This window comes from Nonomuraea sp. NPDC004702, from assembly GCF_053601695.1.
Genome location: NZ_JBSGCE010000062.1, coordinates 1 through 18,189 on the forward strand (window position 1 = coordinate 1; position 18,189 = coordinate 18,189).

The 18,189-nt window shown below is 73.6% G+C and carries 20 protein-coding genes; 13 read left to right on the forward strand and 7 right to left on the reverse strand.

Annotated features, from left to right (window positions below; translation table 11 throughout):
- Nucleotides 1–102 precede the first annotated feature (102 nt).
- Genes ACWEJ6_RS43430 through ACWEJ6_RS43445 form a run of 4 tightly spaced genes read left to right on the forward strand, consistent with a single transcriptional unit; the run spans nucleotide 103 to nucleotide 3,805 of the window.
- Nucleotides 103–501: a hypothetical protein gene (locus ACWEJ6_RS43430; protein WP_452431357.1), complete on the forward strand. Its 399-nt coding sequence runs from the start codon at nucleotides 103–105 to the stop codon at nucleotides 499–501.
- Between the two features lie 2 nt (nucleotides 502–503).
- On the forward strand, nucleotides 504–1,295 hold the full coding sequence (locus tag ACWEJ6_RS43435) for a hypothetical protein (RefSeq protein WP_452431358.1): 792 nt from the start codon (nucleotides 504–506) through the stop codon (nucleotides 1,293–1,295).
- 9 nt (nucleotides 1,296–1,304) lie between these two features.
- Nucleotides 1,305–2,495, forward strand: coding sequence for an acyl-CoA dehydrogenase family protein (locus ACWEJ6_RS43440; protein ID WP_452431359.1), 1,191 nt, complete (start codon nucleotides 1,305–1,307; stop codon nucleotides 2,493–2,495).
- Nucleotides 2,492–3,805 carry a phosphotransferase family protein gene (locus ACWEJ6_RS43445; RefSeq protein ID WP_452431360.1) on the forward strand — a complete coding sequence of 438 codons (1,314 nt, stop codon included), beginning with the start codon at nucleotides 2,492–2,494 and terminating at the stop codon, nucleotides 3,803–3,805. Before ACWEJ6_RS43440 ends, ACWEJ6_RS43445 begins: the two co-directional genes overlap by 4 nt.
- A gap of 57 nt (nucleotides 3,806–3,862) precedes the next feature.
- Here the strand turns inward: ACWEJ6_RS43445 and ACWEJ6_RS43450 are convergent, their stop codons facing one another.
- Both ACWEJ6_RS43450 and ACWEJ6_RS43455 read right to left on the reverse strand, forming a co-directional pair.
- Nucleotides 3,863–4,438, reverse strand: a complete 576-nt coding sequence (locus ACWEJ6_RS43450; protein ID WP_357975501.1) for a TetR/AcrR family transcriptional regulator — start codon at nucleotides 4,436–4,438, stop codon at nucleotides 3,863–3,865.
- Nucleotides 4,435–4,854, reverse strand: a complete 420-nt coding sequence (locus ACWEJ6_RS43455) for a hypothetical protein (RefSeq protein ID WP_358286463.1) — start codon at nucleotides 4,852–4,854, stop codon at nucleotides 4,435–4,437. Before ACWEJ6_RS43455 ends, ACWEJ6_RS43450 begins: the two co-directional genes overlap by 4 nt.
- A gap of 55 nt (nucleotides 4,855–4,909) precedes the next feature.
- Between ACWEJ6_RS43455 and ACWEJ6_RS43460 the strand changes: the two genes are divergently transcribed.
- Genes ACWEJ6_RS43460 through ACWEJ6_RS43480 form a run of 5 tightly spaced genes read left to right on the forward strand, consistent with a single transcriptional unit; the run spans nucleotide 4,910 to nucleotide 10,236 of the window.
- Nucleotides 4,910–5,590 carry a class I SAM-dependent methyltransferase gene (locus ACWEJ6_RS43460; RefSeq protein WP_452431361.1) on the forward strand — a complete coding sequence of 227 codons (681 nt, stop codon included), beginning with the start codon at nucleotides 4,910–4,912 and terminating at the stop codon, nucleotides 5,588–5,590.
- 50 nt (nucleotides 5,591–5,640) lie between these two features.
- Entirely contained in the window at nucleotides 5,641–6,411 is a 771-nt protein-coding gene (locus ACWEJ6_RS43465; RefSeq protein WP_358286459.1) for a hypothetical protein, read from the forward strand.
- A complete protein-coding gene (locus ACWEJ6_RS43470; protein ID WP_387675555.1) occupies nucleotides 6,408–7,538 on the forward strand; it encodes a hypothetical protein in 1,131 nt (376 codons plus the stop codon). The genes ACWEJ6_RS43465 and ACWEJ6_RS43470 overlap by 4 nt, the downstream gene beginning before the upstream one ends.
- Nucleotides 7,526–8,962 carry a hypothetical protein gene (locus tag ACWEJ6_RS43475; protein WP_452431362.1) on the forward strand — a complete coding sequence of 479 codons (1,437 nt, stop codon included), beginning with the start codon at nucleotides 7,526–7,528 and terminating at the stop codon, nucleotides 8,960–8,962. The genes ACWEJ6_RS43470 and ACWEJ6_RS43475 overlap by 13 nt, the downstream gene beginning before the upstream one ends.
- Entirely contained in the window at nucleotides 8,953–10,236 is a 1,284-nt protein-coding gene (locus ACWEJ6_RS43480; RefSeq protein ID WP_452431363.1) for an AAA family ATPase, read from the forward strand. The genes ACWEJ6_RS43475 and ACWEJ6_RS43480 overlap by 10 nt, the downstream gene beginning before the upstream one ends.
- Nucleotides 10,237–10,257: 21 nt before the next feature.
- Here ACWEJ6_RS43480 and ACWEJ6_RS43485 read toward each other — a convergent pair whose 3' ends face one another.
- Complete coding sequence (locus tag ACWEJ6_RS43485) at nucleotides 10,258–11,205, reverse strand: GNAT family N-acetyltransferase (RefSeq protein ID WP_452431364.1); 948 nt, start codon at nucleotides 11,203–11,205, stop codon at nucleotides 10,258–10,260.
- Between the two features lie 69 nt (nucleotides 11,206–11,274).
- Here ACWEJ6_RS43485 and ACWEJ6_RS43490 point away from each other — a divergent pair, with 69 nt between their 5' ends.
- The gene (locus tag ACWEJ6_RS43490; protein ID WP_387675563.1) at nucleotides 11,275–11,595 is read left to right on the forward strand and encodes an STAS domain-containing protein; all 321 of its coding nucleotides are present in this window, start codon (nucleotides 11,275–11,277) and stop codon (nucleotides 11,593–11,595) included.
- Here ACWEJ6_RS43490 and ACWEJ6_RS43495 read toward each other — a convergent pair.
- A complete protein-coding gene (locus ACWEJ6_RS43495; protein ID WP_452431365.1) occupies nucleotides 11,576–13,150 on the reverse strand; it encodes an MDR family MFS transporter in 1,575 nt (524 codons plus the stop codon). The two genes, ACWEJ6_RS43490 and ACWEJ6_RS43495, sit on opposite strands and share 20 nt — an antisense overlap.
- 100 nt (nucleotides 13,151–13,250) lie before the next feature.
- On the opposite strand from ACWEJ6_RS43495, the gene ACWEJ6_RS43500 reads away from it, so the two are divergent.
- Together ACWEJ6_RS43500 and ACWEJ6_RS43505 are read left to right on the forward strand one after the other, a co-directional pair.
- The gene (locus tag ACWEJ6_RS43500; RefSeq protein WP_397156527.1) at nucleotides 13,251–13,799 is read left to right on the forward strand and encodes a TetR/AcrR family transcriptional regulator; all 549 of its coding nucleotides are present in this window, start codon (nucleotides 13,251–13,253) and stop codon (nucleotides 13,797–13,799) included.
- A gap of 92 nt (nucleotides 13,800–13,891) precedes the next feature.
- Entirely contained in the window at nucleotides 13,892–14,323 is a 432-nt protein-coding gene (locus ACWEJ6_RS43505) for an ATP-binding protein (RefSeq protein WP_387675568.1), read from the forward strand.
- A 63-nt stretch (nucleotides 14,324–14,386) separates the two neighbouring features.
- Here ACWEJ6_RS43505 and ACWEJ6_RS43510 read toward each other — a convergent pair whose 3' ends face one another.
- Nucleotides 14,387–14,764: a hypothetical protein gene (locus ACWEJ6_RS43510; protein WP_387669290.1), complete on the reverse strand. Its 378-nt coding sequence runs from the start codon at nucleotides 14,762–14,764 to the stop codon at nucleotides 14,387–14,389.
- A 58-nt stretch (nucleotides 14,765–14,822) separates the two neighbouring features.
- Nucleotides 14,823–15,782, reverse strand: coding sequence for a Ppx/GppA phosphatase family protein (locus ACWEJ6_RS43515; RefSeq protein WP_358286443.1), 960 nt, complete (start codon nucleotides 15,780–15,782; stop codon nucleotides 14,823–14,825).
- Nucleotides 15,783–15,958: 176 nt separating this feature from the next.
- Between ACWEJ6_RS43515 and ACWEJ6_RS43520 the strand changes: the two genes are divergently transcribed.
- The gene (locus tag ACWEJ6_RS43520) at nucleotides 15,959–17,266 is read left to right on the forward strand and encodes a UDP-N-acetylglucosamine--N-acetylmuramyl-(pentapeptide) pyrophosphoryl-undecaprenol N-acetylglucosamine transferase (RefSeq protein WP_452431366.1); all 1,308 of its coding nucleotides are present in this window, start codon (nucleotides 15,959–15,961) and stop codon (nucleotides 17,264–17,266) included.
- Here ACWEJ6_RS43520 and ACWEJ6_RS43525 read toward each other — a convergent pair.
- Nucleotides 17,236–18,135 (reverse strand): hypothetical protein, encoded by a 900-nt coding sequence (locus ACWEJ6_RS43525; protein ID WP_358286439.1) that lies wholly within the window; start codon nucleotides 18,133–18,135, stop codon nucleotides 17,236–17,238. The two genes, ACWEJ6_RS43520 and ACWEJ6_RS43525, sit on opposite strands and share 31 nt — an antisense overlap.
- Nucleotides 18,136–18,189: the final 54 nt, after the last annotated feature.

Genomic DNA, 18,189 nt, shown 5'->3' on the forward strand with positions numbered 1-18,189 from the left:
GGGTGAACCCCGTCTTCAGCCCGATCACCCCCGGCTCGGCGAGCAGGCGGTTGGTGTTGCGCCAGCCGTACGCGCCGTGCTCCTCGGTCGCGGCGCGCGATCGTGGTCGGCCCGGACGACGGCCGGCCGGTGACCAGGGGGCTCGGGGCTCTCATGGGCGGTCCGGACGGCGGGCGGCCGGGCGTCGGCGGGCCCGGGGCCGTCGTGGCGGTGTCGCCGTTCTGGCCGGGCACGGCCGCGACGGTCCGGACGCGGGCGGTGACCGGGCTGGTGACCAGCGGGCTGGCCGCCGCGCTCTACGTCACCGGCGACGGCGCCTGCGACGGCGAGCGGGCGGCGATGGCGCTGTCCCAGGGCAAGCACGTCTTCGCCGCGCCCGGCCTGCCCTGGACGCCCCGGCTGGCCTACCGGGGAGGAGTCACTGTCGTAGCGGGCATTGACGAGCTGGCGCGCCAGGCGGTCAATCTTGTAGATGTGACCCGGCTGACGACCGTCTTCTGACCATGGGCGACGCCCGCGCGGTGACCGAGGCGTACCTGCAGATCTTCCGCAACGTCCCGGCCGCCGGTCCCGGCGTCTGCCGGATCTGCCACACCGGCGCCGGCGGGCCGTCCGGGCTCTGCGTCACCTGCGGCGTCACCACCCAGGGCCTGTACCGCCACACCGAGCACGTCGTGCCCGTCTCGCTGTGCGTGCGCGACGGCGACGGCGCCCAGCTGCACGCGATCGTGACCCGCCGCAGGGACCCGCCGGGCAGCGTGCGCCGGGTGCCCTTCCTGGCCGCCACTGTGGCGCGTTTCCACCGGGCCCACTCCGCCTGCCTGACCCGGCTGGCCGGCGGTCCCTTCACGATGGTCACCACGCTGCCCGGCACCCGGCTCGACCGGCCCATCGAGGTCTTCGGCCCGATGCCGCGGATCGTGGACATGGTCGGCGACCTGCGCGGGCTGCACCGTCCCGTGCTGATGGCCGGGTCGGCGCAGGCGGCCGAGAACCTCGCTCGGCGGCGTTCGGACGAGCGGGCCTTCCAGGTGCTGGGCCGCGTCGACGGCGCGCGGGTGCTGCTGGTGGACGACCTGTTCGTCTCCGGCGCGCACGTCCAGAGCGCGGCCTCGGCGCTCTACCTGGCCGGGGCGCGGGCGGTGGTCGCGCTGGTGATCGCGCGGCTGGTCTTCCCGCGCGCCGGCGGCGACACCGCCCGGCTGTGGGAGCAGGCCTGCGCCGAGCGGTTCGACTTCGATCGCTGCTGCTGCGCGGGCGCGCCGACCGTTGACCGCGCAACGGATTTCGGTTGAGATCACCCCATGAGCTTCGCCGTGCCCGAGCACGTCCGGCCGATCCGCGACGCCGTGCGCGCGTTCATGACCGAGCGCGTCGAACCGGCCGAGGAGGTGCTGCACGAGGGCGGGCCGCGGGCCGCCGCCACCATGGCCGGGCTGCGGGACGAGGCCAGGAAGGAGGGCCTGTGGGCCCTCGGCCACCCGCGCGAGCTGGGCGGCGGCGGGCTGCCGTTCCTCGACTACGTCTACGTCAACGAGGTCCAGGGCCGCAGCGAGTACGGGCAGCTCGCCCTCGGCACGTTCACCCTGCAGGACTCGCTCATGCTGCACGAGCACGCCTCCCCCGAGCAGCGCGAGCGCTACCTGGAGCCGCTGGTGCGCGGCGACATCTCGCCCAGCTTCGCGATGACCGAGCCGGAGGTCTCCAGCAGCGACCCCACCCAGCTCACCACCTCCGCCGTGCTCGACGGCGACGAATGGGTGATCAACGGGCACAAGTGGTTCACGACGGGCGCGTCGGTGGCGGCGTACACGACCGTGATGTGCCGGACCGAGCCGGACGCGCCGCCCCACCGGGCCTTCTCCATGATCCTCGTGCCGACGGACACGCCCGGCTACACGATCGTGCGCGAGACCCCCGTGCTCGGCCTCGGCGGCGCGCACTGCGAGGTGCGCTACGAGGACGTGCGGGTGCCGGCCGCGAACCTGCTGGGCGAGCGCGGGCACGGCTTCGTCATCGCCCAGCGGCGTCTCGGGCCCGGCCGGATCTTCCACTGCATGCGCTGGCTCGGGCAGGCGCAGCGGGCCTTCGACCTGATGTGCCGGCGGCTGCACGCGCGCACCGCCTTCGGCGAGCCGCTGGCGGCCAAGCAGCTCATGCGGCAGCACGTGTTCGACTCCTACACCGAGATCCAGGCCGCCCGCCTGCTCACGCTCCAGGCCGCCGAGGCCGTGGACGCCGGCTCGCAGGCCCGCGTCGAGATCGGCGCGATCAAGGTGGTGGGGGCGCGCATGCTGCACAACGTCATCGACCGGGCCGTCCAGGTGTACGGCGCGGCCGGCCTGACCCCCGACACGCCGCTGGACCGCATGTACCGGCACGCCCGCGCCGCGCGCGTCTACGACGGCCCCGACGAGGTGCACATCGACGCGGTCGGCCGCCGCCTCCTGGGCGCGTACGCGGCCGGCGGCGCCTGGGAGTTCGGCCTCCGATGAACCGGATCGAGACGATCGTCCGCGAGGTGTACGGCCCGGACGCGGCCGTCCCGTACGCGATCAGGCTGCCCGGCGGGGCCTCCAGGGAGACCTGGGCCCTGGACGTGGTCGTCCCCGGGGGCGACCGGCAGGAGCTGGTGCTCCGGCTCGACGGGCCGGGGGCCGCCCTGGAGGCGGGGACGGGGCTGGCCGAGGAGGCGCGGCTGATGCGGGCGGCGGCCGTCGCCGGGGTCCCGGTCCCGCACGTCGTGGCCGCCGCCGGGGTCCCCGTCGCGCACGTCGTGACCGCCGCCGGGGTCCCCGTCCCGCACGTCGTGGCCGCCGCCGGCCCACCAGCCGGACCGCCCACCGGCCCACCCACCGACTCGCCCACCGGCCGGCCCCCTGGGTCGCCCGCGCGACCGCTGGCCGAACCGCCCGCCGGACCGTCCGCCCGGCCGCCCACTCAGCCGCCCGCCGGGCCGTACGTCCTGATGAGCCGGATCCCCGGCGAGACCATCCCGCGCCGGATCCTGCGGGACGAGGCGTACCGGGAGGCCAGGGCGAAACTGGCCGCCCAGTGCGGGCGGGCGCTGGCGGCCATCCACCGCATGCCACTGTCCTGCCTGCCCGAGACCGGCCCCGCGACCGCCCCCAAGACCGCGCCCCTCGAAACCGCGACCCCCGAGACTACGCCCCACGAGACCGCGACCGGGACCGGGACCGTGACCCCCGGGACCGGGACCGTGACCCCCGGGACCGGGACCGTGACCCCCGGGATCGGAACCGGGACCGCACCCGCGACCGCGCCGCAGGCCGTGCCCGCCGACCCGCTGTGCTTCTGGCGTGGCGTGCTCGACCTGACCGGCCAGCCGCACCCGGTGTTCGAGCTGGCCCTGCGCAGGCTGGAGGCCGATCGGCCGCCCGCCGTCCCGGCGAGCGTCGTGCACGGCGACTTCCGCAACGGCAACCTGATCGTCGGCCCGGAGGGCGTCAGGGCCGTGCTCGACTGGGAGCTGGCCCACGCCGGCGACCCGCTGGAGGACCTGGGCTGGCTGTGCGTCAAGGCGTGGCGGTTCGGCTCGCCGCTGCCCGTGGGCGGGTTCGGCGGCTACGCCGAGCTGATCGCCGCCTACGAGGAGGCCGGCGGCCGGCCCGTCGACCTGGACGCGCTGCGCTGGTGGGAGACGTTCGGCGTGCTGAAATGGGGGATCATCTGCGTCATGCAGACCATGCGGCACCTGCGCGGCGGCGCCTCCTCGGTCGAGCTGGCCGCCCTCGGCCGCCGCGCCTGCCAGAACGAGTGGGACCTGCTCGGCCTGCTGACCTGACCTGACTGACTGGGCTGGGCTGGGCCGGGCCGGGCGCCGGTCGGCCCGCCGGAGCCCTCAGCCCCCGGCGACGGCCGCCGCGATCACGTCCACCAGCCCCTCCACCACCTGCGATCGGTCCACCTCCGGATGCTCCAGCCACCAGTCGCCCGTCGTCTGCACCATGCCGACGAACGCGTGGCCGAGCACCTGCGCCCGCACCGGGTCGGCCACCACCCGCTCGTCGGCCAGCACCCGGCCCAGCTCCTCGCCCAGGCCGCGCACGAGCGAGGTCATGTGGGAGCGGATGCGGGTGTCCTCGGCGCTGGCCCGGTGGAACAGGAAGCGGTAGAGGTCGAGGTTGGCCGAGATCAGGTCGAGATAGACGCCGATGGCGGCGCGGGCACGGGCCCGCAGGTCGGTGCCGGGCCCGGCGAACTGCGGGCGGAGCTGGGCGATGACCGTGCGCACGTGGCGGTCGGCCAGCGCCTGGTACAGGCCGCTCTTGTCGCCGAAGTGGCGGTAGAGGACGGGTTTGGTGATGCCGGCCTCGGCGGCGATGGCCGCCATCGACACCTCGGGGCCCTCGGCCAGGATGGCCCGGTCGGCGGCGTCGAGCAGCGCCCTGCGCCGGTCGGGGTCCCGTCTGCTCATCTGCTCAGGATAGATCGCAGACGACGCGGCAGCAGCGCCGAGAAGACCAGTAACGCGCCGGTGTAGGCGTACAGGCCGGTCGCCCCGGCGAGGGTGCCGGGCGGCTCGGCCCACGGCGGCTCCCACAGGCCGGGCAGCGCGCCCGCCAGGCCGATCGCGGCCCGCAGGTCGAGGGCGAACAGCACGCCCGCCACCGCCAGTGGCACCCCGCAGGCCAGCGCCGCGGCGGGCCAGGCGGCCAGCACGGCGACGATCAGGGCCGCCGCCGCCAGCAAGCCCACCCCGGCCGGGGCCGGGGCGAAGGCCGCCTGCCCGGCCCGCAGCGCTCTGGCGCCCGCCTCGGTCAGGTAGTAGACGGGGGGAACGGCGGCCAGGCCCACGCCGACGCCGATCAGAACTCGTACCTCACCGGTCACAGAGGCCATCGTCCCCCGCTCACGGACGGCTCACGCGGCGGTTAGGTTTTTGGGCATGAAGAACACCGGCACAGGCCCAGGCGCCATCACCCCCGACGGATCCCCGGTCGAGTTCTACACCCTCCTCCAGCCCGGCCGCGACGCCGACGTCGTCATCCAGGAGACCCCGCCCGGCGGGTCCGTCCTGGAGCTCGGCGCCGGCGTCGGCAGGGTCACCCACGCGCTCGTGGAGGCCGGGTTACAGGTCGTGGCCGTGGACGAGTCCATCGAGATGCTGGCGCACGTGCGCGGGGCCGAGACCGTGCACGCGCGGCTCCAGGACCTGCGGCTCGACCGGCGCTTCGACACCGTCACGCTGGCCTCCCAGCTCGTCAACGTCGTCGACGTGGAGGTCAGGCGGTCCTTCCTGGCGGCGTGCGCGCGGCACGTCAAGCCGGGCGGGGCGGTGCTCGTCCAGTGGATGACGGCCGAGCGGCACGACGGCTGGCGGGCCGGCTCGGGCAGGAAGGACGGCGACGTCACGATCACCCTGGCGGAGGTCGAGGAGATCTCCCCCGGCGTGTTCGCCGCGACCATGCGTTACGAGCACGGCGACCGGGTCTGGACCCAGTCGTTCACCTCGCGCCGCATGACCGACGACGAGCTGGCCGACGCCCTGGCCGCCGAGGGGCTGCGGCTGGAGCGGTTCCTCACCGAGGACCGCATGTGGTTCCTGGCCCGCCCCTTTACATCGTAGATTTCGGTGTAAATACTGGGAAATACTGGAACTGTTGATACCCTCGCGCCATGAGTGACCCGCTGGACGAGCTGGAGCGGCGGATCGACGGGCTCCGGGCCGGCGTGCGCAAGGCCATGCGCGTCAGGGACGGCGCGACGGCCCGCGTCCTGCGTGCCGAGCTGCGCGCCGCCGAGCGGGCCTGGGACGCCCTGGTGAGCGGCGAGCAGCCGCGCGCCAGGGCGGAGGGGCCCCGGCTGGTCACCGTGCGCGAGCAGGTCCACCAGGCGCTCGCGCTGCTCGGTGCCGCCGCGCAGCCGCGCCTGGTGGTGGCGGTCAGCGGCGCGTTCTTCGCCGGCACCATCCGCAGCGCCCAGCTCACCAGCCTGCGCCGCGACGAGGAGCGCTCGTTCCGGTCCACGCCGCACGGCAGGCCGTACTACCTGTGCGCGGCGCTGACCGACCGCCTCTCCCCCGCCCGCGGCCTGCTGACGCTCAGCACCTGGCCGCTGGAGCGGCGGGTGGTCGGCCCGCTCAGCCCCCGCGTCGACTTCCTGACCTGCGCCATCGCGGTGGCCTCGCACGACGGCGAGGACGAGCGGGCCCTGCGCTTACTGGCGCGGATGGCCAGGAACGTGCCCGGCGCCACGGCCACCGACCTCGGGCCGCCCGACCGCCGGCGGATCGCCGAGGCGGCCAGGGCCGAGCTGGCGGTGCACGCAGAACGCGACACGCGCGACCGCGCCGAGCTGGCACGACGCGCCACATCCCAGCTCGGTGACGTGGCCAGGCTCTTCGGCGCCGCTACGCTGGGCACGATCAAGGAGGAGACAGCGACGTGAGCGGCTTGAGACGCGAGGACGGCCCGGCCCACCGGCTCGACGCGCTGCGCGGCACGACGCCGCCCAAGCCGCACGACGCCAGAGCGATCGCGGCCCTGGCCGCCAACCCCGGCTGCACCCGCCGCGCCCTCATGGACGGCGCCGGCGTCGACAAGGACGCCGCCGCCCGCCACCTGGGCTTCCCGGCGCCGTTCGGCCAGTCGCCGTTCGCGATCACCCGCGGGAACGCGTTCGAGGCGCTGGTCAAGGCCGACGGCTGCGCCGAGCTGCTGCGCATGCTGCGCGAGGTGCTGGACCTGCCGGTCGCCGAGGTGGCCTACCACGACGTGGAGAACGTCGGCGCCCACCTGCGCCACACCCACACCCGCGCCCTGTTCGACCGGGCGGCGCGCGGCGACCAGGACGCCGGCACGCTGTTCGACCACCCGCTGCTCAGCCTGGAGATCGCCGGCCACACCGCGTTCCTCGAACCCGACGTGGTGGCCTTCCAGCTCGGCGGGCGCTTCCACGTGGTGGAGATCAAGTCGTTCGCGGTGGTCGACGGGCAGGCCGAGCCGGCCGCGGTGGCCGCCGCCGCCCGCCAGGCCGCCGTCTATGTGCTGGCGCTGCGCACGATGCTGGCGGAGCTGGGGCACGACCCGCTCACCGTCTCCCACGACGTGGTGCTGGTGTGCCCCGAGAACTTCGCCAACCGGCCGGTGGCGACCCTGGTCGACGTGCGCAGGCAGCTGGCCGTGCTGCGCCGTCAGCTCACCCGGATGACCGGCCTGGACCGGCTGCTCGCCGCGCTGCCCGAGGACCTCAGCTTCGACCTGCGGCCCGGCGAGGACGGCCGGCCCACCCGTCCGGCGGCCGAGCTGGCCGACGCGCTGCGCAGGACCACCGCCCGCTACGCGCCCGACTGCCTGTCCGCGTGCGACCTGTGCTTCTTCTGCCGCGACGAGGCCCGCCAGGAGGGCGCCTCCGACCTGCTCGGCCGCCAGGTGCGCGACGAGCTGGGCGGGGTCGCCTCGGTCGCCGAGGCGCTCGGCCTGGCCGACGGCCTGCGTGACCCGGCCGACGGCCAGGAGGAGATCGCCGGCCTGCTCCGCAACGCCGAACGCCTGCGCAGGGAGTGCCTCAGTTGAGCCTGCTCACCTCGCTCGCCCGGCTGCGCGCCCTGCGGGAGGGCATCGCCCAGCCCGTCGCCACGGTCCGCCACTGCCACGTGGGCGCGCGGCCGATGGTGTTCATCCCGCTCAAGCTGTCGGGCGAGGCCGCCGCGCCGCTGGCCGCCATGCTCGGCACCGACCGCGACCGGCCGCGCCTGCTCGTCGTCACCCAGCCGCGCAACCGTGACCTGCGCTTCGCCTGGGCCGCCGAGCTGGCCGGGGTGCTGCTGCCGTACGTCGAGGGGTTCACCGCCGACACCGAGACGGTGGAGCGCAAGAACGCGGACCCCTACGAGCGGGCGCTCGACGCGCCGCAGCTCGTCCTGCCGAACCAGGCGGGCGTCGGCTTCACCAGGCTGCTCGGCCGCTCCACGCGCTTCCGCAGGCCCGACGGGCCCTACCCGGTGCCGCCCGAGGTGCCGCTGCTGGGGCGGTGGCTGACGTACTTCGCCGAGCGGGCGGCCTACCCGGGCTCGTCGCTGACGCTGGCCGCGACCGAGGAGCTGGGCCGCCACTGGGCCAGCGGGCAGAGCGCGCTGGAGGACGCCAACCTGGCCGCGCTGCTGTCCTGGATCACCCAGGGCCCTTCCGACGACGCCGAGGACCCGCTGATCTGGCCGCCCGCCGGGCCCGCGACCGATCCGGGCTTCGACGCCGAGGTGCTCGCGCCGGCCATCGAGAGCGAGTCGCCCGAGCGGGTCGCCGAGGCGCTGCGCACCCAGCTCGAACCCACCTGGCGGCTGATGTGGCAGGCGCTCGACCTGCTGGCCGGGCTGGAGCCGGGCGCGAGCGTGGCCCAGCGCTGGGAGCACGACCGCGGCTCGTTCAGCGCCATGGCCGCCCACATCGCCGAGGGCGCGCCGCCGCAGGCCAGACGCGACGGCGCGGTGGCGGCCGCGGCCAAGCTGGCCCGCATGGAACGTGCCCAGGCCGCCTACGACGTGCAGCGCGCCTACGACGACTTGCTGGTGATGGCCGAGTACCGGCTGACCGGCGAGGCGTTCGCCGGCGAGGTGGTCGAGACCGTCCCCGACAACGTCGAGGGCGAGGGCCGCTCGCGCAAGCTGCGTCCGCTGGTGGTGCTGAAGACCGACGACCCGGTACGCCTGCCGCCCGGCGCCTCGCTCGGCACCCCGCAGCGCCGCGGCCAGGGCGCCGAGCTGGTCGAGGCCCACGACGGGCTGATCACCTTGAAGATCACCAAGGGCATGGGCCGGGGGAAGACGCCCGCGCCCGGCGCCGTGCCGGAGATCGGCGAGCGGGTCTGCTACACCTCGCTGACCGACGACTTCCAGGGCTCGCCGGCGCTGCCCGAGGCCGAGGCCACGCCGTGGACGCACGGCGGGCCGCCGCAGGAGTACATCCCCGACGACGAGGACGCCCAGGAGGAATGGTCGTGAGCGAGAGCCCGGAGCAGGTGATCGCGAACGTCCTGGCCGACCTGCCCAGGAACCGCGGCGTCGTGGTCGACTCCCCGCCGGGCGCCGGCAAGTCCACGCTGGTCGTGCGGGCCGCCGCGCACATCGCCGCCACCGGCGAGCCGCTGATGATCGTCGCCCAGACGAACGAGCAGGTCGACGACCTGGTGGCCCGCATCTCCGACAGACACCCGCACCTGAAGGTCGGACGGCTGTCGGCCGGCGGGTACGTGCCCCACCCGCGCATGCTGGAGCTGGCCGGCGTCACCGTCGGCACCAGGATCCAGGACCTCGGCGACCCCGACATCGTCATCGCCACAGCCGACAAGTGGGCGTGGATCTCCGGCCGGGTGTGGCCGTGGGCGATCGTGGACGAGGCGTACCAGATGCGCTCGGACAAGCTGCTGCGCATCGCGGGGCTGTTCGAGCGGGCGCTGTTCGTCGGCGACCCCGGGCAGCTCGACCCGTTCTCGATCGTCGACGGCGACCGCTGGTCGGGGTTGTCGTGGGACCCGTTGCAGAGCGCGGTGGCGGTGCTGCTGCGGCACAACCCGGAGCTGCCGGTCCATCGGCTGCCGGTGTCCTGGCGGCTGCCCGCCTCGGCCGCGCCGGTGGTGTCGAAGGCGTTCTACCCGTTCACCGGGTTCCGGTCGGGCACCTCGGCGGGCGACCGGCGGCTCGAACTGACCGCGGGCGGCATGGGCACCGTGCACGACCGCGCGCTGGAGGAGGCCGCCCGGTCGGGGTGGGCGCTGCTGGAGCTGCCCGAACGGCACACCGTGCGCACCGACGGCGAGGCCGTGCAGGCCGTGGCGCTGCTGGCGGCGCGGCTGCTGCAGCGCGGCGCCGTGGCGACCTCCGAGCAGGGCGAGCGGCCGGTGACCGCCGACCGGATCGCGGTCGGGGCGGCCCACCGCGACCAGGTGGCCGCGATCAGGAACGCCGGGCTGCCGCCGGAGATCACCGTGGACACCGCCAACCGCCTCCAGGGCCGCGAGTACGACGTGACGATCGTGCTGCACCCGCTGTCGGGCCGCCGCGACGCCACCGCCTTCCACCTGGAGTCGGGGCGGCTGTGCGTGCTGGCCTCACGACACCGGCACGCCTGCGTGATGGTGGCGCGGGCGGGCATCGCCGAGCTGCTGGACGCCCACCCGTCGGCCGAGCCGGTGCAGCTCGGGGTGCCGGTGAAGTTCCCCGACGGCTGGGAGGCCAACCAGTCGGTGCTGGAGCACCTGGCCCGCCACCGGGTCTAGCGGGAGCCGGTGACGGGACGGTCAGAGGCGGCGCCGCCAGACGTCGATGGCCAGCACGCGGCGCATGCCCGCCGACTCGTACAGGCCCAGCGCGGGGGTGGTGTTGTTGCTGTCCACGTGCAGGATCGTGCCCGTGCGGCCTCTGGCGGCGTCGGCGGCGAAGGCGTGCCGGAGCAGGAAGCGGCCCAGTCCCCGGCCGCGGAAGCGCGGGTGCACGGCGAGCGTGGCGACGTAGCCGCAGTCTTCGTCGGGGACGAACTGGTTGTTGCCGATCAGCACGCCGGCGGGCTCCCCGTCGATCCTGGCCAGGGTGAGCTGGCTCCAGTCGGTGACGCTCATGGCCTGGCGGCGCTCGTACCAGTGGTCGTAGTCGACCGAGATGAAGCCGAAGTGCTCGGCGAAGCCGATCTGGTGCACCTCGTGCGCGGCGCGGCGGGTCTCCTCGTCCTCGCCCGTGTGCAGGGTGAGGCCGGGCGGCGGGGCGGGCGCCTCGACGGGGGCCGTGTGGTCGGCGCGCATGCGGTGGAAGCTGGTGCCGGGCTCGAAGCCCTGCTCCTTGGCGTAGGACTGCTTGTCCTGGTCGGCGCGGTAGATGCCGATGTCGAGGGTGACGCCGTCGTGGCCGCGCTCGGCGCCGAGCTCGCGGGCGCGGGCGGTGACCGTGCGCCACAGCTCCTGCCGCAGGTCGTCCAGGCCGGGCAGGCCGTCCAGCCCGGGGCGGGTGATGACCTCGATGTTGACCAGGTCGCTGTCGCCCACCCGGCAGGCCCAGGCCCAACCGGTCAGGCGGCCGGTCTCGTCGTGGGCCAGCCAGCCGTCCCTGTCGAGGTCGAAGCCCGGCTCGGCCAGCTCGTCGGCGATGTCGTCGAGCGTCATGTCGGGCGAGCCGATGACGTCGGTGTCGTAGGCCGCGACCAGCTCGTGGATGGCCGCGGCGTCGTCGACCCGGGGGCGGCGCAAGATGTGCATGGGGAGGATTGTGCACACTTCGCCCACCCCGCCGCCTCCCATTTTTCCCGGGGTGGCTAGGCTGGCCGGGTGGTCGACAGGAAGCCGCTGCACATCGAGGTCGCCACCCCCGACGCGACGACCGTCGCGCTCGCCCTGTCCGGCGACCTCGACTACGAGTCCGTCAGCCGGCTGGGCGACTTCCCCGTCCCCGCGGGCTGCACCGCGATCGACGTCGACCTGTCCCGGCTGACCTTCGTCGACTCCTCCGGCCTGGCCGGGCTCGTCCGCCTCCAGCTGCGGGCCGCGGACGCCGGCGCCGTGGTGCGGGTGGTGGCGCTGACGCCCTATCTGCGCAGCCTGTTCCAGCTGACGGCGATCGACCGGCTGTTCAGCCTGCCGCCGGGCTGACCGCCTCCTGCGGGGCCGCCTCCGTGGGAGCGCCGCCGCGCAGCGGGATCTCCTTGATGAAGGCCGCCAGCAGCGGCACCACGACGGCGAAGGCGATGGCCCACCAGAACACGCCGGAGATCGAGGTCGCCAGCGACTCCAGGATCCCGGTGCGCATCTGCACGGGGAGCTGTTCGAGCTGCTTGGGGTCCATCCTGGCGCCGCCGCCCGAGGTCATGCGCTCGGCCGCCTGCGCGCCGAACCGGCCGGTCAGCTCCGACAGGTAGTGGTTGTTGAAGATCGCGCCGAACAGCGAGACGCCGAACGAGCCACCGATCGACCGGAAGAACGTGGTGGCGCTGCTGGAGACGCCGAGGTCCTTCTGCTCGACGCTGTTCTGCGCGATGAGCATGGTGGTCTGCATGAGGAAGCCCATGCCGAGGCCGAGCACGGCGATGTAGAGGCCGGTCTGCCAGGAGGCCGTGTCGACGCCCATCGTGGACAGCAGCCACATGCCGGCGGCCATGCCGACGCCGCCGACGATCGGGTAGATCTTGTACTTGCCGGTGCTGGTGATGGCCTTGCCGACGAACAGCGACACGACCATGGCCGCGGCCATCATGGGCAGCAGCAGCAGGCCGGAGTTCGTGGCCGTGGCGCCCTGGACGGTCTGCTGGAACAGCGGCAGGAAGTTGATCGCGCCGAACATGGCGAAGCCGAGCAGGAAGCCGATGCCCGAGATCAGGGTGAAGTTGCGGTTGCGGAACAGCTGCAGCGGCATGATGGGCTCGGCCACGCGGCGCTCGACCACGATGAAGCCGGCCAGGAAGACCACGGCGACCGCGATCAGGGTGAGGATCTGCCAGGAGCCCCAGGTGTACTCGTTGCCGCCCCAGGTGGTGATGAGCACCATCGCGGTGATGCTGACCGACAGCAGGACCGCGCCCGCCCAGTCGATGCGCACCTTGTTGTGCGTCCGCGGCAGGTGGAGGTTGAGCACGAGCAGGACCAGCGCGACCGCGCCGACCGGCAGGTTCACGTAGAAGGCCCAGCGCCAGTCGAGGTGGTCGGTGATGAAGCCGCCGACCAGCGGGCCGGCGATCATCGCCAGCGACATGACGCCGGCCATGATGCCCTGGTACTGGCCGCGCTCGCGGGGCGGCACCAGGTCGCCGATGATGGCCATGACGTTGACCATGAGGCCGCCGGCGCCGAGGCCCTGGATCGCGCGGAAGGCGATCAGCTCGGTCATGCCGTCGGCCGGGCCGCCCAGCATGGAGGAGCCGGCCATGCCGCACAGCGCGGAGCCGATCATGAAGATGACGACCGAGGTGATGAAGATGGTCTTGCGGCCGTACAGGTCGCCGATCTTGCCCCAGATCGGCGTCGAGACCGTCGTGCCCAGGACGTAGGCGGTCACCACCCACGACAGATGGGTCAGGCCCCCTAACTCGCCCACGATGCGCGGCATGGCCGTGCCCACGATCATGTTGTCCAGCATGGCCAGCACCATGGCCAGCATCAGGCCCGGCAGGACGACCATGACCTCGCGGCGCCGTCCGACTGCCTCCGCCACTGCACACCCCCAGTTGTGATCTTGCTTACTTGCCGACCGGCAAGCTTAGAATAAGCTAGATACTTACTTGCCGACCGTCAAGTCGAAATCAAGGTGCAAAGTGCGGGAAGACACGCGGGCGCGGATCCAGGAGATCGCGCTGAAACTCTTCACGGAGCAGGGTTACGAGGCGACCTCGCTGCGCGAGATCGCAGAAGAGCTGGGCGTGACCAAGGCCGCGCTGTACTACCACTTCAAGACCAAGGAGGACATCATCGGCAGCCTGGTCGATCTCCGGGTCGCGGAGCTGCAGGAACTGCTGGAGTGGGCCAGGAACGCGCCGAAGACCCCCGAGACCCGCCGCGAGCTGCTCGAACGCTACGCCGAACGGCTGCGCCAGCCCCGCTACCTGGCCGTCGCCCGCTTCCTGGAGAGCAACCAGACGGCGATGCGCAACCACCCCCAGCTCGCCAAGATGCGCGACACGATGATGGAGCTCACCGCCGAGATGAGCGACCCCGGCGCCACGCCCACCGAGCGCATCAGCCGCTCGCTGGCGCTGTTCGCGCTGCACGCGGGCAAGTGGCTGTCGATGGCCGGCGAGGGGCTGACCGAGGAGGAGATCGACAAGGCGTGCATGGAGGTGGCGCTGCGGCTCGTGGAGCAGTAGCGACCCCTGTGGCGCTTCGGGGGCGCAATGGACGATTGGCGCGCGGGATCCGGGGCAGAAGGCTCGCACGCATCCAGACGGGAGGAGACGCAGTGGAGGCGACGATAGCGCTCCGACTGCCCAGGGATGCGGCGAGCGTCCCGCTGATCAGGCAGATGCTGGACGGCACGCTGCGGTCGCTCGGCGTCGAGGCCCAGATTCGCGACGACATCGAGTTGATGCTGACCGAGGCGTGCGCGAACGTGATCAAGCACGCGACGCCCAGCGACGACTACACCGTCAGCGCCTGCGTGCACGACGACCTGTGCGTCATCAAGGTCGTCGACACGGGGGGCGGTTTCGATCCGAACAAGGTGATCGAACCCGGCCCGGGGGCCGAGCACGGCCGCGGACTGCAGATCATGCGCGCGCTCGCCGACGACATCCGGTTCACCAACGTGCGCGAGAACGGGGCGATGGTCTGCCTGGAGAAGAAGCTGCGCTTCACCCCCGGGGCGGCGGGACAGCATCTCATCGCCAGGTGACCCGCACACCGGGGCCGGGCCGCCGCGTCAGCGGTGGCCCGGCCCTTTCTCACTTCTCGTTTCTCAGTGTTCGTTGCCGGAGACGGCGGTCGTGGTGAGGCCGGAATGCCTGCGTACGCGGGCGCTCCGGCCGGGACGGCTCACGTCGGGACGCCGGTCGCCCCCGCGGATCACGGGCGCCAGCCGGAGACGGCGGCTCACCAGAGGCGTGCCGCCGCTCAGCTTGGCCCGCAGCCGCGCGGGCGCCTCGGGGGCGCTGAGTTTCAGCGTCAACCGTGCCCCTCGGCGGGTCAGCCGCCGCCACAACGTGTGCCAGTCGACCATCGTTCCGGCCAGCGCGCCCATCGCCAGCATCGCGACCACCGCGATGACCAGGACGGCCAGGACGATGAGGACGAAGACGATCACCAGGGAGCCGATCGTACCGAGGACTGTCAACATTGGGCGAAAAGTGCCCGCTCACCAGCGAATTATGCCAATTTTTTGGGATATATCGGCCTTACTCGGCGATCCCAGTGGACTGGTCCAGCCGTCCGGGCAGGAGGTCGAGCCGGCGCAGTATCACGCCCTCGCGCAGCGCCCACGGGCACACCTCCAGCCGCTCCACCTCGAACAGGTCCATGGCCGCGTCGGCCACCAGCGCCCCGGCGGCCAGTTGCGCGGCCCGGCCCTCGGACACCCCGGACAGCTCGGCCCGCTCGGCGGAGCTCATGCCGGTCAGCCTGGCCGCCCAGGACGCCATGTCGGCGCGCGAGAGCGCGCGCGAGACGTACGGGCCCTCGCTGGAGGCCGGCGCGCCGGCGATCCTGGCGAGCTGCTTGAAGGTCTTGGAGGTGGCCACGGCGCGGTCGGGCTCGCCGTACCTGGCCACGTCGCCGACCGTGCGGGCGATCTCCGTACGGACGTGCTTGCGCAGCTTGCGCACCTCCTCGGCGGAGGGCGGGTCGCCGGTGAACCAGTCGCGGGTCAGCCGCCCGGCGCCGAGCGGCAGCGACACCGCGACGTCGGGCTCCTCGTCCACCCCGGCGGCGATCTCCAGCGACCCGCCGCCGATGTCGAAGGCCAGCAGCCGCCCGGACGACCACCCGAACCACCGGCGCACCGCGAGGAACGTCAGCCGGGCCTCGTCGCGCCCGGACAGCACCGCGATGTGCACGCCGCAGCGCTCGTCGATCTCGGCGAGCACCTGCTCGCCGTTGGCCGACTCGCGCACGGCCGAGGTGGCGAAGGCGAGCAGGTCCTCCACCCCCTTGTCCTCGGCCAGGCGCACCGCCTCCTCGACGAACGCGCCGAGCCGTTCGATGCCCTCGGGCGCGAGCCGGTTGTCCGCGCCCAGGTACTGGGTGAGGCGCAGCTCTTCCTTGTGGGAGTAGGCGGGCATGGGCCGCGCGCCCCGGTGGGCGTCGACGACGAGTAAATGGACGGTGTTCGAGCCGATGTCCAGCACGCCTAGTCGCATGGGAAAACGCTACCGGTCTGCGGCTTTTCGGGCGAAGCCGGCACTGCCCCCGGCCGAGCCGGGCGGGCCGACCGGCCGGCCGGGTGCCCGGTCAGGGCGGGGTGGGCGCGCGGCGAACACGCCCGGCGGCCGGACCGGGCACACGGGCTTCCGCCGCGCGGCCATAGTCTGATCGCATGTCACGAACCCTGCGACTGCTGATCACCGGCGGCGGCACCGGCGGTCACACCTATCCGGCCCTGACGACCCTGTCGGCCGTCCAGCGACGTCAGGTGCCGCACGACGTGCTGTGGGTGGGCACGGAGAACGGCCTGGAGGCCCGGATCACGGCCGAGCACGGCATCCCGTTCAAGGCGATCACCACGGGCAAGCTGCGCCGCCGTCCGAACCTCAAGGAGCTCGGCACCAACATCGCCGACGTGTTCCGCATCCCTGTCGGCGTGTTCCAGGCGGTGGGGCACGCCGCCCGCTACCTGCCCGACGTGGTGCTGTCCACCGGCGGGTACGTGGCGGTGCCGATCGGCGTGGCGGCCAAGCTGATCCGCCGCCCGCTGGTCATGCACGAGCAGACGACCGTGGTGGGCCTGGCCAACCGCATCCTGGCCCGGCTGGCGACCCGGATCGCGCTGTCGCACGAGTCGTCGCTGGAGCACCTGCCGCCGTCGGCGCGGGCGAAGGCCGTGGTGACCGGCAACCCGGTGCGGCCGGAGCTGCTGCAGGGCAACCGGGCGGCGGCCTACGACCTGTTCGGGCTGACGTTCGAGGTGCCGCTGATCTACGTGACCGGCGGGGCGCAGGGCAGCAAGCAGATCAACACGCTGATCGCCGAGATCCTGCCGCGGTTGTTGCCGCACGCGCAGGTCGTCCACCAGTGCGGGCCGGCCTGGATCGACCAGATGCGGGCGGTCGAGGTGCCGCCCGGCCTGGCCGACCGTTACCACCCGGTGCCGTACGTGGGGACGGAGCTGCCCGACCTGTTCGCCGCGGCCGACGTGGTGATCTCGCGCAGCGGCGCGGGCACGGTGTCGGAGCTGACCGCGATCGGCAAGCCGTCGCTGCTGATCCCGCTGATCCCGACCGGCGGCGACGAGCAGCGCAAGAACGCCGGCTACCTGGTCTCGGCGGGGGCCGCGCGGGCGCTGCTGGAGCCGCGGCCGACGGCCGAGCAGCTGCTGGCCGAGCTGATGCCGATGCTGGCCGATCCCGGGCTGCGCGCGGCGATGGGGCAGGCGGCGGGCAAGCTGGGCCGCCTCGACGCCGCCGACGCCCTGTGCGACCTGCTCCTGGAGGCCGCCCACGGCGGCGCCCACCCGCCGCACGCCGCCGGCTCCCCCGCGCCGCACGGCCACGGCGGTCAGAGCGGGCAGGGCTTCGGAGTCCGGGGCGGTCAGAGCGGGCAGGGCTTCGGGGACCAGAGCGGTCAGAGCGGGCAGGGCTTCGGAGTCCAGGGCGGTCAGGGTTCCGGGGGGCCCGGCTCCAGGTAGCGGAAGGCCTCGTGGGCGGAGCTGACGCTCCGCCTCAGCGCCTGGTCCAGGCGGTCGGCGTCCTCGGTCAGGCGGGTCAGCTCGTCCATCGCGCCGTCGCCCGCGCCGGTCTCGGCGACGAGCTCCTCGTACTCGTGCAGCCGCGCGCGCAGCTCGGCGATCTGCTGCCGGGCCCGGTAGGCGCGTTCGGCCTCGGCCACGTTGGCGGCGTACCGCTCCAGCGCCTCCACCCGGGCCACGACGGCCTGCTCGCTGCTGTCCAGCGCCCTGGTGAGGGGTTCGGCCACGGCCGCGACCTCGGGCGCGCTCTCCCCCGACAGGGTCTGCCGGTGCCGGGCGCGCAGGCCCGACAGCTTGGCCAGCAGGCGGGCGATCTCCCACTCCTGGGCGGGCAGCATCACCGCGTTGCGCACGTCGTCCAGCAGCCCTTCGAGGTTGACCCGCGACTGCGAGACCGTGGCGACCGCCCGCTGGGCCCGGCGCAGCAGCCTGCGGGAGGACTCGTCGAGGTCGTCCAGGAGCACGTACCGGCCCTCGTGCCGGACGGCCTGGGCGTGCACCCGGCGTTCGTGCTCGGCCTCCTCGCCCTCCGGCGTCTCGGTGCGGACGAACGTCACGATCATCAGCGGGATGGCGAGGAGCACCAGCAACAGCGGCCCCAGGGAGCGGCCGAGCCCTCCGGCGCCCAGCAGCAGGCCGAGGCAGACGGTCGCCCCGCAGACCGCGCCGAGCCGCCAGTACGGCGCGGCGGGCAGGCCGGGGCCGTCCGGGACCCAGCCCCTGCGCGTCCTGAGCAGCAGCCGCCGGTTGTCCCTGAGCAGCCGCGCGTCGGCCGGCGGCACGCCGGGATCGACGATGACGTCGGCCATGATGTCGGATCGGATGGGGATTCACCTCCTGCGAGGGCGGTTCCGCCCGGCCAC

What these genes read in the sequence shown, in the direction of transcription:
- ACWEJ6_RS43440 (WP_452431359.1), top strand. Translation starts at nt 1,305, where the DNA reads ATGAGCTTCGCCGTGCCCGAGCACGTCCGGCCGATCCGCGACGCCGTG.
- ACWEJ6_RS43460 (WP_452431361.1), top strand. Translation starts at nt 4,910, where the DNA reads ATGAAGAACACCGGCACAGGCCCAGGCGCCATCACCCCCGACGGATCC.
- ACWEJ6_RS43525 (WP_358286439.1), bottom strand. Translation starts at nt 18,135, where the DNA reads ATGGCCGACGTCATCGTCGATCCCGGCGTGCCGCCGGCCGACGCGCGG.
- ACWEJ6_RS43465 (WP_358286459.1), top strand. Translation starts at nt 5,641, where the DNA reads ATGAGTGACCCGCTGGACGAGCTGGAGCGGCGGATCGACGGGCTCCGG.
- ACWEJ6_RS43480 (WP_452431363.1), top strand. Translation starts at nt 8,953, where the DNA reads ATGGTCGTGAGCGAGAGCCCGGAGCAGGTGATCGCGAACGTCCTGGCC.
- ACWEJ6_RS43485 (WP_452431364.1), bottom strand. Translation starts at nt 11,205, where the DNA reads ATGCACATCTTGCGCCGCCCCCGGGTCGACGACGCCGCGGCCATCCAC.
- ACWEJ6_RS43445 (WP_452431360.1), top strand. Translation starts at nt 2,492, where the DNA reads ATGAACCGGATCGAGACGATCGTCCGCGAGGTGTACGGCCCGGACGCG.
- ACWEJ6_RS43510 (WP_387669290.1), bottom strand. Translation starts at nt 14,764, where the DNA reads ATGTTGACAGTCCTCGGTACGATCGGCTCCCTGGTGATCGTCTTCGTC.
- ACWEJ6_RS43515 (WP_358286443.1), bottom strand. Translation starts at nt 15,782, where the DNA reads ATGCGACTAGGCGTGCTGGACATCGGCTCGAACACCGTCCATTTACTC.
- ACWEJ6_RS43450 (WP_357975501.1), bottom strand. Translation starts at nt 4,438, where the DNA reads ATGAGCAGACGGGACCCCGACCGGCGCAGGGCGCTGCTCGACGCCGCC.
- ACWEJ6_RS43520 (WP_452431366.1), top strand. Translation starts at nt 15,959, where the DNA reads ATGTCACGAACCCTGCGACTGCTGATCACCGGCGGCGGCACCGGCGGT.
- ACWEJ6_RS43435 (WP_452431358.1), top strand. Translation starts at nt 504, where the DNA reads ATGGGCGACGCCCGCGCGGTGACCGAGGCGTACCTGCAGATCTTCCGC.